The sequence below is a fragment of the Breznakibacter xylanolyticus genome, assembly GCF_003254275.1.
GTDB lineage: Bacteria > Bacteroidota > Bacteroidia > Bacteroidales > Marinilabiliaceae > Breznakibacter > Breznakibacter xylanolyticus.
Map to the genome: position 1 here is coordinate 33,547 of NZ_QKZK01000010.1, position 15,574 is coordinate 49,120.

The 15,574-nt window shown below is 48.7% G+C and carries 7 protein-coding genes; all 7 read left to right on the top strand.

Features of this window, described 5'->3' with window-relative positions:
* The first annotated feature begins 123 nt into the window (after window positions 1-123).
* The 7 genes from LX69_RS07605 to galB all read left to right on the top strand — a co-directional run bounded on the left by LX69_RS07605 (window position 124) and on the right by galB (window position 15,536).
* A complete protein-coding gene (locus LX69_RS07605; protein ID WP_111445231.1) occupies window positions 124-651 on the top strand; it encodes a DUF4870 domain-containing protein in 528 nt (175 codons plus the stop codon).
* A gap of 130 nt (window positions 652-781) precedes the next feature.
* A complete protein-coding gene (locus tag LX69_RS07610) occupies window positions 782-5,176 on the top strand; it encodes a family 43 glycosylhydrolase (RefSeq protein WP_111445232.1) in 4,395 nt (1,464 codons plus the stop codon).
* Between the two features lie 86 nt (window positions 5,177-5,262).
* A complete protein-coding gene (locus LX69_RS07615; RefSeq protein WP_111445233.1) occupies window positions 5,263-5,955 on the top strand; it encodes a fibronectin type III domain-containing protein in 693 nt (230 codons plus the stop codon).
* A 101-nt stretch (window positions 5,956-6,056) separates the two neighbouring features.
* Window positions 6,057-8,168: a hypothetical protein gene (locus tag LX69_RS07620; protein WP_111445234.1), complete on the top strand. Its 2,112-nt coding sequence runs from the start codon at window positions 6,057-6,059 to the stop codon at window positions 8,166-8,168.
* Window positions 8,169-8,844: 676 nt separating this feature from the next.
* Window positions 8,845-10,413, top strand: coding sequence for a glycoside hydrolase family 43 protein (locus tag LX69_RS07625; protein ID WP_221621308.1), 1,569 nt, complete (start codon window positions 8,845-8,847; stop codon window positions 10,411-10,413).
* Window positions 10,414-10,421: 8 nt separating this feature from the next.
* Window positions 10,422-12,377: a glycoside hydrolase family 97 protein gene (locus LX69_RS07630; RefSeq protein WP_111445235.1), complete on the top strand. Its 1,956-nt coding sequence runs from the start codon at window positions 10,422-10,424 to the stop codon at window positions 12,375-12,377.
* Between the two features lie 411 nt (window positions 12,378-12,788).
* Window positions 12,789-15,536 carry a beta-galactosidase GalB gene (gene galB / locus LX69_RS07635; RefSeq protein WP_111445297.1) on the top strand — a complete coding sequence of 916 codons (2,748 nt, stop codon included), beginning with the start codon at window positions 12,789-12,791 and terminating at the stop codon, window positions 15,534-15,536.
* The last annotated feature ends 38 nt before the right edge of the window (window positions 15,537-15,574 follow it).

Sequence of the window (15,574 nt, forward strand, 5' to 3'; positions counted from 1 at the left end):
AAGAGTACAAGAGTGCAAAAGTTCAAGAGGAAGAATAATGTGGCTAATGGACGAAGTCGCTTTGCATAGCAAAGAAAGAATGAGCTTGGAAGAGTATCGTAATTAATAATAAACCTTAATCAGATGGAAAATAAATACGAAGAATTAGAGAAATTGAATGACTTGTTTCAGCGCGGTGTGATCACCGAGGCCGAATATGAACGCGAGAAAGAGAAGCTGCTCAATGGGAGTTTTGCTTCCTCGCAAGCTCCCTTGTTTGGGATGGCCGAAAATAGTTATCTGATGATGATGCACCTCTCCCTTTTATCGGGGTGCATCTATCCTTTGCTGGGTCTCATTGCCCCGCTGGTGTTGTGGTTGATCAATAAAGATAATAACCCCAATGTGGATCGCCACGGAAGGGTCATTTTTAATTTCATGATCAGTTTTGCCATTTACATGGCTGTGGCGGTGATGTTATTGATTCCTTTTGGGATGTTTTTTTCCATCGCGCACCTGCTTTCACCATTGGCATTTTTCTCGGGGTTCTTTCCCTTGTTGGTGCTGCCAATACTCTGTATTGTTTTTGTGGTGATGGCTGCCATAAGAGCCAATAATGGGGTGTTGTGGCATTACCCGTTGAGCATTCGGTTTTTTAAAGTGGATGAATAGGAGTCTTGGGTGTTGAGTTGAAATTTTATGCATGAATGATATGAAACGAGCCATGAGTTAGCCTTTTTATACACAGGGGGATGACTATTGGCGAGTTCCATATGGCCATTGAAAAACAAATTATAAACATATGAAAAGGAAGTTGTTGAAATTATTGATGGTTGCTCTCCTAACGGTCAGCGCCATGGATGTGTATGCTTGGATTGGGAGCCCGACGCCCCGTTTGCATGTGGAGGGGCGTTTCCTCAAGGATCCCCATGGCAATGTGGTGAACCTGCATGGTTTTGCACAAACGTATAGTCCCTATTTTAATGAAAATGGAACCAAGTGGACCAATTATAATGTGGCCGGATGTTTGAATTATAACAAAAAGGTGATTGACGACATTATGGCCGCCGGATGGAAAATGAATTTCATGCGTTTGCACATGGATCCGTACTGGAGTAACGAGCCCGGATGTAAACTCGATTACCATGAAGCTCACAATTGCTTTAGTGAAGCCCGATTCCGGACGTATCTCGATCAAGTGTTTATTCCGATGGCCGAATATGCCGCTTCCAAAGGTCTTTATGTGGTGATGCGACCTCCGGGCGTGAGTCCTGAAGAGATTGAGGTGGGGGATAGCTATAATCAATATTTGATGTTGGTTTGGGATATTGTTTCATCACATCCCAAATTAAAGAACCACCCTGCCATCATGTACGAATTGGCCAATGAGCCCATTCGCATCAAAGGCCCTAACGGGGATTATGGCAACAATTCGCAAGGTCATTTTGATAAACTCAAGGAGTATCTGCAGCCCATCGTTAATAAAATTCGAGCCAATGGCACCCAAAATGTGCTCTGGATTCCTGGCTTGGGCTGGCAGGCCAAGTACAAGGGCTTTGCCGTCAACCCCATTGAGGGGAAGGACATTGGTTATGCCATTCACGTTTATCCCGGATGGTTTGGAAGTGCCGATGGCGGGAATACTTCTACAATCAATGGTTATGATGGCTTTAAAAAAGCTTGGGATGAGGAAATTAAACCGGTATCTGACATTGCCCCCATCATGGTGACGGAGATGGATTGGGCTGATGAAATGTATCAGTCGTCGTGGGGAAAAGGATATACCGGCGTGGCCGGGGGTGTCGGGTTTGGTGCCAACTTTAAGAAAATCATGGACGAAACGGGCAACGTGAGCTGGCTCTTCTTCACCGATGCGCATCTATTGGCCAAATTTAAAAATGAACCCCCTGCTGCCGGCGAAGCCTATACCTTTCTCAACGATCCCGAAGCTTGTCCCTGGCCTTGCTATCATTGGTTTGAGGAGTATTCAAAAATTAACTACCCTCGCCCCGATTTTACCTACCGTTCATCAAGTGATAACGGTGACGGAACTTTTACCAACCCTGTTGTGTTTGGCGATTTTCCAGATCCCGACGTGATTCGGGTGGGCGATGTCTATTACATGTCCACCACCACCATGCACCATTTTCCCGGTGCTACCATTTTGAAATCCTACGACCTGGTCAACTGGCAATATTGCAGCAATCCGTTGGAGAAAATCGAATCGTCTGATTGTTACAATCTCGACGGGTGCAATCGTTACAGTCATGGTCAGTGGGCCAGTAGTTTAAAGTACCATAAAGGCACTTATTATCTTCATTTCAATACGCTCGATGAGGGCAGTTACCTGCTTACTGCCACCGATCCAGAGGGTACCTGGACCAAACGGAAATTGGAGAAGTCGTTTTATGATGCCGGTCTTTTTTTTGATGATGATGACAAATTGTATGTCGTTTATGGCATCGCCAACCTGCGCATCGCACAATTGGATGCTGATTTTAAAGTGGTGAAGGACGAGGCTTTGTCCCTCGGCAATGTGGAAGCCGGCATCGTCAATACCGGAACTGAGGGGTGCCATATGTATAAAATCAATGGCTACTATTACATCTATGCCACAACCGGCGGTCAGTATGCCACGCAGGTGGCCTTCCGTTCGACTTCGGTTTTTGGGACTTACGATGAAAAGGAGGTCTTTAATTTCGAGCGCATCCACCAGGGGCCCCTCATTCAAACCCAAACGGGCGAGTGGTGGACCATTCTCTTTGCCGACAAAGGGGCGTATGGCCGTCTGCCAACCTTGCAGCCTGTTACCTGGGTTGATAACTGGCCCATGGTGGGGGTGAACGGAAAGGGTGTGACCACTTATGCCAAGCCTAACGTGGGGAATGTGTATCCGGCAACGGCTTTGCCCACCAACGACAATTTCCGTCATTACAAACTTTCGCCTCAGTGGGAGTGGAATCACAATCCCGACGATGCCAAGTGGTCACTGGTGAAACGTGCCGGTTTTCTGCGCTTATACACAGCCAACGTTACCGACAATTTGCGTACTGCCAAAAATACCATTACCCAACGCATCTTAGGTTTCCCTAAAAATGAATACCTGTCGTACGGGACAGTAAAGTTACACCTCGATAACATGGTGAATGGCGACATCACCGGATTGGCCGTGTTCCAGGATCCATACGCTTATGTGGGTGTGAAGATGGACAATGGCCAAAAGAGCATCGTTTGGTTCAATTCATCTGCCAATACCTTACAAACCGGTGCAGCTATTGCGGATGATGTGGTTTACCTCCGTGCCGTGGCCAATTACAACACCAGTAAGGCCGATTTTTATTACAGCACCGATGATGTCACTTACACCCTGGTTGGGACTTTGGATATGAAATACAGCCTGTCGGTATTCGTGGGCAACCGTTTCTGCATTTTTAACTATGCCACTTCAGCTTTGGGTGGGTATGTGGATGTGGATTGGTTCTCGACCGAAAAGGCTTTTTCGGAGAACGCATTTTACGATGATTCATTTAAAGGTTACAGTGAAGAAACATTGACCCTTTCGGAACTGTCAACAGACAATACTACTCTGAACCTGCTCACCGGCAGTGCCAAAAGCTTTAAGGTGACGGCCAAGTTTTTGGATGGTCATACCGAAGATGTTACGCTCAAAGCGACCTATCTCATTTCAAATCCTGCGGTGGTGGCCATCAAAAACGGACAATTAATCACCAAGTCCAATGGTGATGCCACGGTGACTGTGACCTATCAGGGTGGCATGGGCGAGGCCAAATCCATCGTGATGACCGTTGCAGCTTCTTATTTCCCCCTGGCAACAGGCTTGTTCAATCCCTCCATTCACGAAACCGGGACATTTGATGCTGCCACCAAAACAGTGGTAACCGGGAAATATGGTTTTGCTGGTTGGCAGTACAGTGCAGGCCTCGATTTGTCGAATTACAAATACCTGGTGGCAAAATTGGCTTCCTCCACATCCGGCGGTGCATCGTTCCGTGCCTATGATGAGAGCAGTTATTGGACCAAGCCGGTGTTGGCAGACTTCGGCTCCGGTACCCGGGCGGTCATCAATCTGGCCAATTCTGTGAAAAACGAGACGACCATCGCCTTTGACCCTTCACACATCTACATCATCGGTTTTTGGTCGATGGGTGGCACCCCCATTGTGCTCAGTGATGTTTATGTCACCAACAACGATGATTTTTCTAAACCGTTGCCCACCGACCCGATGATTACCCTCGTATCCAATCAGGTCGTAGGCGGAACCGTAAAGGGTGGGGGTGTTTATGCCATTGGTGCTTCGTGTAAAGTCACTGCCACCCCGGCTGAAGGTTATTCGTTTGCTTATTGGATGGAAAATGGAACCATTGTCTCCTCGGATGCAGCTTATACGTTTACGGTGAGCGGTGCTCGCGATCTGACGGCCTATTTCACCATGAGCAATAACAACTTTAAGGTACAGGCTGTCGATTGTTCATGCCGGGGTGCCAATGATGGGGTCATTGAATTGACCTTCACCCGTTCCGGGAGTTATACCATTGCCGTGACTGCCGATGGGTATAGCAAAAGCGGCACCGCCACAGGTACTTATCGTCTGTCACCACTGGCTCCTGGGACTTATCGAGTGAGTGTTTCGTCTGAATCGTCTGCCGATCCTGTTGTTTTCACCGTGGTGGTGGGGCAACCCGATGAATTGACGGTGATGAAAGTGGCTGTGGAAAATGGCAAGGCTCAATATCAATTGAGTGGTGCAGATCAATATTATGTGTCGGTAAACGATGAATGGGTAATTGCCAAATCGGCCAGTGTGGATGTGGCATTAAAAGCCGGCGAAAACCGGGTGACCATTCGCACCGATGTGGCTTGCCAGGGGCAATATGACGAAACCATTTATTTGGATAAAAACGGGGCGTTGCTTTTGACTTCTTCGTTAGCCGATCAGACCTTGCGTCTGTCGCCCAATCCGGTGGACTGCGAAGCGACTCTCGTTGTGCCGGGCGATGATGAGCGTGTGATGGTTGAGATCGTTTCGTTGAGAGGTGTTACGCATGATCAGCGCATCTATCATCTTGATTCCCATCGGGACGTGTTGCTGGATGTCTCAGCATTGCCAGCCGGTATCTACACCGTGAAAGTGGTTGGGGCAACCGTGAATGCAGCCATTAAAATGGTGAAGCAGTGATAATGTATTGTCGTAAGTTCAATTGATTATAATGAGATATCCTCATGTCCCCCTTTGGGGGATGTGGGGGTTAATTTGATAAATATATGAAAACCAAACATTTGATTTATACCATGTTTTCTGTCCTGCTGTTGATGGCGGGCTGTTCCGGTGATGATGCCACTCCGCCTCCCGGGGCGGTGGTGTTGGTGTCGCCCGCAGGGAGTGAAGTATGTGTCAAAGGCAAAACCACTTCGGGAACCACAACTTCGATGGTGGCCTTTTCCTGGAAAGCTGCTGAGGGAGCTGAGAATTATCGGGTTGATGTTACCAATTTGAATACTCAAGCCAAGGTGAGTCAAACGGTCAAAGGGGTGACTTTTAGTACCGCTTTGGATGTGAATGCCTATTATTCATGGCAAATCACAGCTCTCAATGGGGGGGGTGAATCATCCAGCGAGGCTTTTGGGTTTTACCTTTCTGGTACGCCTGCGTCGAATTATGCGCCTTTCCCGGCCGAACTCACCTTTCCGACCATGGATGCCGTGCTCAGTGCAGGGAGTGAAAGCGCCTTGTCTGTATCGTTTCAGTGGATGGGAACCGATTTGGACAACGATGTGGCCGGGTATCTTTTTTACCTCGATCAAGCTGATGCCTCCACACAGGTCGGTTCGTTGCTCTCTTCCGGGGCGGTTACCCATTCTCTTGACCGTGGGAAAACCTACTTCTGGAAGGTGGTCACCACCGATAAGGCCGGTAACAATTCGACTTCGGCGGTGGCTTCTTTTTCGATTCAATGATGTTTGATCCTGTGCATCAGATCGTACCGAAATGCTAAAGTATTTGATGGATGATAATAGTTTAATAAATCAATACAAAACCTCATTTTAATGATTTAGTAATGGGAAATATTCAATTGTTGTTCAAAAAGAAGTCCTTGCTGCTGTTGGTGGCTTTGTCTTCAACGTTGCCGATTGTTGCGCAAACAAAAGGCAAAGTGAATCAGCAGATGGATGTGCAAACATCTTCAAAATATGTTTTTAAGGGAGCCGGAAATCCTTATCTTCCTTTGTGGGAGCATTTGCCCGATGGCGAACCCCGCGTGTTCGAAGACCCGGATAATCCGGGGAAATATCGTGCTTACATCATTGGTTCGCACGACTTGCGTTATACCAGTTATTGCGGTCCCGACATCCGGATGTGGTCGGCGCCGGTTGAGAATTTGAGTGAGTGGCGCGACGAAGGCCCCATCTTTACTTACAACATCGAGGGTCAGTGGGATGTGATGTATGCACCCGATTTGGTGGAAGTGAAACGTAAAGACGGAACCAAAGATTATTACCTGTTCCCTCACAGTCGTGGTCGTCATCGCGAAGCCATGGTGTGCAAAGGATCTCGTCCCGATGGTCCATTCACGCCCATCAACCTCAATGAGGATGGAACCCGCACCGTTCCCGGGAGTATTTTGGGTTTCGACCCGGCCGTATATGTTGAATACGTGACCGATCCCAGTGATCCTGATTTTGAAATCGGTTTCCGGGCTTATGGCTTTTGGGGATTTCAGCGTTCCATGGCTGCGCAGTTGGATCAGAATACCATGTATTCCCTGCGCCCCGGCACCGAAGTGGTGAACTACTTGCTTCCTGCCAGCGCTCGATACGGGGTTATCAAAGACCCTCAGGGAACGGTATATCCCAATGTGTATCCCGATCAGGATTTGGGCACGTTCAACTTCTTTGAAGCTTCGTCTATTCGCAAGGTGGGTAATAAGTACATCACGGTTTTTAGTGGCTATTCCGGTCCCGAATATGGGGTGGGGAGTTCCAACTCGACTTTGCGGTATGCCGTTGCTGACTCGCCTTTGGGCCCCTGGAAAAGTGGCGGCGTATTGGTCGATTCGCGTGGTCCGGTGTTGAATCAGGACGGTTCCAAAATTGTGACGGCCAATGGTGGTCACAATACTCACGGTAGCATTGAGCAAATAAATGATCAATGGTATGTGTTCTATCACCGTCCGCCACGCAACTTCGGGTATGCCCGTCAGGCGGTGGTGGAACCCATCACGATTCAGTGGGATGAAAAACCCGTTGCCCAAGGCGGGACAGCTGTTATCCGTGGTTTCGATCCTTATGCAAACGATCAGGTTTGGCAGTTGAAGGACAGTCAGGGAGTGGAATACAAAGGTGCCCAAGTGACTTCCGAAGGTTTCCATCTGTATGGTCTTGATCCCTATCAGTATTATTCGGCCGGATATGCCTGTTATCTTTCGGATGTGAGCATTCAACAGGATTCATGGGATGTTTGGGATAACCACATGCCCATCACCAATATGAAGAATGGACACATCGTTGGATTTAAGCACTTTGGCTTTGCCGGACTTGACAACGACACCAAAGGTCTGAAAGCGTTTGAGGGTGCCCAAAAAGGGAATGAAACAGCTTTCAACCTGTTTATTGCACCCAAAACAACCAAGAGCTTTAAAGTGAATGTTTGGCTCGATGGGCCTTGGGATAATGCCGTTTGGAATGGAACGAAAATTGGCGAAATTGTGGTGTCGGCCAATTCAAAACAAGAGGTTACGAAATTCACCATCGATGTGGCCAAATATGTGGAAGGATTGGATCGAAAACACGCCATTTATCTGGTTGCCGAAGGTGCCGAGCAGGATGCACTTTGCGATTTCATGGGGCTGGGTTTCAGTTCTGCCACGAAACCCATTCAGCGTCCGGTTGTTCCTGTGGTAAGCATTTCTGTCAACGGCAAAGCCATTGAGTTGCCTGCTACCCCTGTACGTTCAACGAACGAAAATGGCATTACAGGCTACAATTTGTATGAAACCACCGTAAAGCTTCCTGCCGGAACCTCTAAAAAACCGGTTGTGAGAGCTTCGGCCAGCAACAAAGCCGTGAAGATGGTCATCACCCAGGCCGAATCGACCACCGGAACCGCTCAGGTAAAATGCGACTTCAACGGTGTGGTGAAAACCTACAACGTGGTGTTTGCTGCTGAGTAATGACTGAAACTCGGTGCCCGCTCTGTGTTCCTCTGTGTAATAATTATTTAGAGGAACACACCGATGCTCCGGAGATTTACAGAGTTTTTTTGGCTCTATGTCGAATTCTGTGGGTAAACGAAATATGAAAACACGAAATCAAACAAGGTAACTAAGCCGCCTTCGGAAACGAGCCCTGTCTAACACTTCGATACACAGGAGTTGATTATTGGCGAGTTCCATCTGACCAATTGAAAACAAATTATATACAGATGAAAATGGCGTTAAAAAAATCATAGGCCTGAGCGTTAAAAAAGATGCGCTGTTTGAGCTTGCGAGTTCGCAGATTTTAGCGAGGGCCTATGAATTTTAGCCATTTTACGTCAGCGGCGGCCTTTTTTAGCAAAGCTGATTTTTGTAACGTTCGGCATTGGCAAACCAGTTTGCACACTGCTCTCACTTGATGCAAAAATTGCTTACTTTTTGGGGCTGTAGCCAATTCAGCGGAGCACAGCGACGCTTAATCATGAGGGCAAATGAAAACAAAACCTTTCCGAATAAAAAGTAAGAGCCCGCCCGGCTAGAGGGAACGAAATGTTGGGTTGTCTGAATGTATACTTATGATTACCACGCAAATCAGAATAGAGCCGTTATTTTTGATAAAAACTCATTCATCGAATTTTAATAAATCATCACTATGAACCGAATAACTTCAATTTTAATTCTGATGCTTTGCCTGGCGGTTAACCTCCAGGTGCAAGCGCAGAGCAAAGCCCAAAATCCAATGATCTGGGCCGATGTGCCCGATATGTCAATGGTTCGCGTGGGCGATACCTTCTACATGGCCAGTACCACCATGCACATGGCGCCCGGTGTGCCCATCATGAAATCGACCGATTTGGTCAACTGGAAACTCGTGAGTTATGCTTACAACACATTGGTGGATAACGACCCCATGAACCTCAATGACGGGAAAAATGCTTATGGCAGTGGCTCGTGGGCACCTTGTTTGCGTTATCATAACGGAGTGTTTTATGTGTCAACGTTTTCGGCCACTTCGGGTAAAACCCATTTTTTTACCACCCGTGATCCGGAAAACGAACCCTGGAAAGAAGTCTCCTTCTCGCCGGCGTTGCACGACCACTCGTTTTTTTTCGACGAAGATGGGAAAATTTACATCATTTGGGGTGGCGGTACATTATCCATGGCTGAGCTCAAAGACGATTTTTCAGGCCTGAAAGAGGGCACCGAACGCGTCATCATTGAGAATGCCAGTGCTCCTGCCGGTAGCAACATCATGTTGAAAGCCGAGGGGACTCAGCTATTCAAGCATCAGGGGAAGTATTACATTTTCAACATCACCTGGCCTCACAATAGCATGAGAACCGTTGTGGTGCATCGTGCCGATCAGATTGGCGGACCTTATGAGGGTAAATTGTTGCTTCAGGATAAAGGGGTGGCGCAAGGCAGCATCATCGACATGCCCGATGGCCGTTGGTTTGCTTATTTGTTTCGCGATTTTGGCGCCGTGGGGCGTATTCCCTACCTCGTGCCCATGACTTGGGACAATGGTTGGCCTGTGTTGGGTGTTGACGGGAAAGTGCCCGATGAACTCGATTTACCCGTCTCCACGGGGTTGATGCCTGGGTTGGTTCATTCCGATGAATTTAATCGTGCCAAGGACGAAGCTGCCCTGCCGCTGGTGTGGCAGTGGAACCACAATCCCGACAATGCCCTGTGGTCGGTGACCCGTCGCAAAGGCTATTTGCGATTGACCACCGGTCGTCTCGATAACGATTTTCTCACAGCTCGCAACACCCTTACTCAACGTACTATGGGGCCTGTTTGTGCCGGTGAAATCGCTTTGGAAGTGGCAAAAATGAAAGAGGGCGATTTTGCCGGATTGGCGCTCTTGCAACAAAAATATGGTCAGGTGGGGGTGAAAGTCGAAAACGGCAAGCGTTACGTGGTGATGGTCTCTTCGCAATCCGGCGAGGTGCGTGAGGTGGCTCGGGTTGCCCTGAATCAAAAACGTGTTTTCTTCAAGGCCGAATGCGATTTTCGCGATCGTGCCGATGTGGCTCGCTTCTTTTATAGTTTAGATGGCAATAACTGGCAAACCATTGGTGAACCTTTGAAGATGGTTTACACTTTGCCTCATTTTATGGGATATCGTTTTGGATTGTTTAATTATGCCACTAAAGCGGTGGGTGGTTATGCCGATTTCGATTATTTTCGAATCAATAATTCATTGTCTAAATATTAATTGTTGTTATGGTTAGATCTGTGCTTTTGATTTTGTTTGTCTTTTGTGTTAATTTAAATTATACGGTCGCACAACTCAATCATGTTTTTAGTCCTGATGGGAAATTAGTCGTTAATGTTTCTATTAATGGTGGAATTCCCAATTATAGTGTCAGTTATAGTGATTGTGTCTTTTTAAAAGAATCTCCGCTTGGGTTAGTAACAAATGTAGACGATTTGACACAGTCATTAACGCTGTCTCAAGATAATGTTTTACGTAAGATAGAGGAGTCTTATCAGTTGCCAAATATCAAAAAGAGTAGTGTCAATTACATTGCCAATGAATGTGTTTGGACTTTTTTAAAAGATGAAAAACCCGCCTTCGATGTCATCTTTCGCGTGAGCAATCACGATGTGGCCTTTCGCTACAAAGTGTATCCCCGGGGTGAACGCCTCAGTTGCATGGTCAATTCTGAGTCAACCGGGTTTGTGTTGCCTCAGGGAACCACCACATTTCTGTGTCCGCAGAGCAAGCCCATGGTTGGGTTTGCGCGCACCATGCCGAGTTACGAAACCTCGTACGAGGTGGATGCTCCCATGGGAACCAACGGGCGCGATAACAATGGATTCACCTTTCCATGTCTTTTTAAAGTGAACAATGACGGGTGGGTGCTGATCTCCGAAACCGGTGTCGACAGTCATTACTGTGGCAGTCGTTTGATGGGGCACGCCAATGGCCTATACACCATCGGTTACCCGATGGGTGGCGAGAACAATGGTAATGGTACCGCAGCTCCCGGCCTGGCGTTGCCTGGTTACACCCCCTGGCGCACCATCACCTTGGGAACCAATTTGGCTCCAATTGTTGAGTCTACTGTGGCTTTTGATGTGGTGAAGCCGCTTTACGAGGCCTCGCAAAAATACGAATACACCAAAGGTTCATGGAGCTGGATCATGAAAATGGATGGCGCTACCGTGTACAATGTGCAAAAGGAATACATCGACTTTAGTGCTGCCATGGGCTATCAAACGGTGTTGGTGGATGCCCTTTGGGATACCCAAATTGGCTATGACAAAATTGAGGAACTGGCCAAATATGGGGCTAGCAAAGGGGTGTCGCTTTATTTGTGGTACAATTCCAACGGATACTGGAATGATGCCCCTCAGGGTCCTCGCGGTATCATGGACAACACCATTGCCCGCCGAAAAGAGATGGCCTGGATGAAACGCATTGGCGTAAAGGGCATCAAGGTCGATTTCTTTGGAGGCGACAAGCAGGTGAGCATGAAACTCTACGAGGATATCCTGGCCGATGCCAATGACTATGGCATTATGGTGATTTTTCATGGTTGCACTTTACCGCGCGGATGGGAGCGCATGTATCCTAACTATGCCTCCAGCGAAGCGGTGCTGGCCAGCGAAAACCTCCATTTTGGTCAGGGTAGCTGCGATCACGAGGCCTTCAATGGCACCATTCATCCATTTATTCGCAACACGGTGGGTAGCATGGATTTTGGGGGGAGCGCTCTCAATCAGTTTTACAATGCCCACAACACCCCCGGGAAAGGCACCAAACGCATGACTTCCGATGTGTATGCCCTGGCCACCGCCATATTGTTTCAGAGCGGGGTGCAACACTTTGCTTTGGCGCCCAATAACCTCTCCGATGCGCCTGCCTGGGCCATCGATTTCATGAAGTCTGTGCCATCGACATGGGACGAAGTTCGTTACATTGATGGCTATCCCGGTAAATATGTGGTGTTGGCACGTCGCAAGGGCAATCAGTGGTATGTGGCCGGCATCAATGCGCAAAAAGAGCCGGTGACGCTGACCCTTAAATTGCCCATGTTGCAAGCCGGGACTACGCTTTCTTCATACGTGGATGATGCTAAACTCAATGGTTCAAAAGGAACGATTCGTGTGGGCAAAGCCAATGATGTTAAAGTGGTGATCCCTCGCAATGGTGTGGTGGTGTTGGTGAATTAAGTGTATTTTTGTGGTGAGACAAATTAAGAACTGACACTGAGATGCGGTGAGGTAAGATGAGGTACCGTGAGAAAATAACCTCAGTGGTTCTCAGCGTCTCCTCATCTTCCTCAGTGTAACCTCCTAAGAACTGACACTGAGTTGCAGTGAGGGTAGATGAGTGGCGGTGAGAAGAAAATCTCAGCGCACCTCAGCGTGGCCTCATCTTCCTCAGTGTAACCTCTTAGGATCTTACACTGAGTTTATTTATTAAGAGAAAAGAGATTGAGCTGATGATTAGCGTGTGTCTAATCTTTCTGCTCAATCTCTTTTTTGTTTATATTCGACAAATTGTTTGTGGGATGTTGCTGATTGTCAGATGTGTTTAGTAAGGTGATGATTGATGTATTTGTCTTATATAATTGTGTGAAAATGAAATCTATTCAATTCTTTAAATGTTTAAGCGCATGCATCTTGGGATGGTTGATGATGCCGGGTTTGATGGCGCAAGCCTCTTCGCGCCATGATGAAATGCCCCCTCGCGAACGCCTCTCATTGAACGAAGGGTGGAAATTCTTTAAATATGCATCCGGTCAACAGTCCGATGCGTTGATTTACGATGTGCGACCCGAGTTGCAGGAAAACAATGAGTTGCGTGTGGCCGATGCCAAGCCCACTGAGGCTGTAACCGTTGCGGCGCAGCAGGTGGTGCTTAAACCCTGGATTTTACCTTCGGCCAATGCTTTTATCAATGATCCGGCCAAACGGCATGTGCGACCGGCAGGTACTCCGGGCGCTGATTTTCCCTTTGTGCAGGCCTCGTTTGATGATGCTGCCTGGCGCAGTGTCTCGCTGCCTCACGATTGGGCCATCGAAGGCCCGTTTCAAACCGGATGGGATTCCGAGGTCGGCGGTGGCATGGGACGATTGCCCAGTAATGGGGTGGCCTGGTATCGTCGAAATCTTGACATTCCCGCTTCTGATAAGGGTAAATCCATCTTTTTGGATGTGGATGGTGCCATGTCGCATGCCATGGTGTGGTGTAACGGTACGCTGGTTGGTGGATGGCCTTATGGGTATAACTCGTGGCGTCTCGATTTGACGCCTTATCTTAAACTCGGTGCATCTAATCAATTGGCCATTCGGGTTGATAATCCCAACCATTCGGCACGATGGTATCCTGGTGGAGGCATCTATCGTAACGTGTGGTTGGTGAAGACGCAGCCGGTGCACGTGGCACAGTGGGGCACTTGTGTGACCACCGCGCAGGTGTCGGCGGCCTCGGCTTCTGTCAATGTGGCGGTGACTATCGACAACGATTCTCGTTCAAATGCCGTGGTGCAAGTGGTGACCGACATATACGAGGTTGACGAAGCCGGGCATCGTGCTGCTAAGCCCGTGGCATCGTTGCCTGTTCAAAAGGCTTCAGTCGCCTCTGGTAAGCAAGCGTTGGTTAATGGGGTGGTGGTGCTTTCTAAGCCTCGATTGTGGGGACCTTTGCCTTCGCAAAAGCCTCATCTCTATCTGGCTGTGACCTCGGTGATGAACAAAGGCCGATTGCTCGATGCTTACGAAACCCGCTTTGGGATTCGGGATGTGGTGTGTGACCCGCAGAATGGTTTGCTTGTTAATGGGGAACGCATTGCAATTAAGGGGGTGAACCAGCATCACGATTTGGGTGCTTTGGGTGCTGCATTCAATGTGCGGGCAGCACAACGCCAACTTGAGATCCTGCGCGAGATGGGCTGTAATGCCATTCGCATGTCGCACAACCCGCCTGCGCCCGAGTTGTTGGAATTGACCGATCGCATGGGTTTTTTGGTGGTGAATGAAATTTTCGATTCGTGGGAGCGCAAAAAGACGGCTCACGATTTTCATCTCATTTTTGCCGATTGGTCAGAGGCGGATACCCGTGCGTTTATTCGCCGCGATCGCAACTGCCCTTCCGTTATCATGTGGAGCTTTGGCAACGAGGTGGGCGAGCAATACACCGATGAAGCCGGTGCTGCTGTGGCACAGCGTCTTTATGACTTTGTGAAGGAAGAAGATCCTACGCGCCCCACCACTTTGGCCATGAACTTTGCCAAGCCGCACATGCCGCTTCCTGCAGTGCCCGATGTCATTGGGCTGAATTATCAGGGCGAAGGTATTCGTTGGGAGCCCGAGTTTGAGGGAACCGACCGCATTCGCACGGCGCCGCAATACGATGCTTTTCATGCTCGTAACCCCAATAAGATGATATATAGCAGCGAAACGGCTTCGGCCTTTAGTAGTCGCGGCGTGTATCTTTTTCCGGTGACCCCGGCCATCAGTTCTCCCACGCGCGATGGTCGTGGTGGTGACTCCAAAACCTGTCAGGTGAGCGCTTATGAGTTGTATGCGGTCGATTTCGGATCGAGTGCCGACAAGGTGTTTGGCTCCATCGAGCGGCATCCCTTTGTGGCCGGTGAATTTGTGTGGACCGGCTGGGATTATCTGGGTGAGCCAACGCCTTATTACGAAGCACGCAGTTCCTACACGGGCATCATCGATTTGGCCGGCTTTAAAAAGGATCGGTTTTATCTCTATCAATCGCACTGGCGTCCCGAATTGCCCATGGCGCACATTCTCCCTCACTGGACATGGCCCGAGCGCGTAGGGCAGGTCACGCCTGTGCATGTCTTCACCTCGGGCGACGAGGCGGAGTTGTTCCTCAACGGGCAATCGCTGGGGCGTAAAATGAAACACCCCTACGAGTATCGTTTGCGCTGGGATGAGGTGGTGTATGCTCCGGGTGAACTTAAGGTGGTTGCCTACAAAAAAGGACAGCCTTGGGCCGAAGATATTGTTGAGACTGCCGGTGAGGCTGTTACTTTAAAGGCTGATGCCGACCGGGAGGTCATTGCTGCCGATGGCAAGGATTTGTCGTTCATCACCATTCAGGTAGTTGATGCGCAAGGGCGCATGGTGCCTCGTGCCAATCACAATATCACTTTTAGCGTGGATGGAGCCGGCGAAATTGTGGCCACCGACAATGGTGATGCCACCGATATGACGGCTTTTCCTTCGCACGAACGCAAGACGTTTAACGGAATGGCACTGGTGATCGTGAAGGCTAAAGCCGGAAGTTCCGGCGCGTTTACAGTGAAGGCTGTGGCGGAAGGACTGGAATCGTCGTTTGTGTCAGTGCGGGTGCAGTAATTGAATGTGAGTCAGTGAAATATTAAGGAGAAGGACGC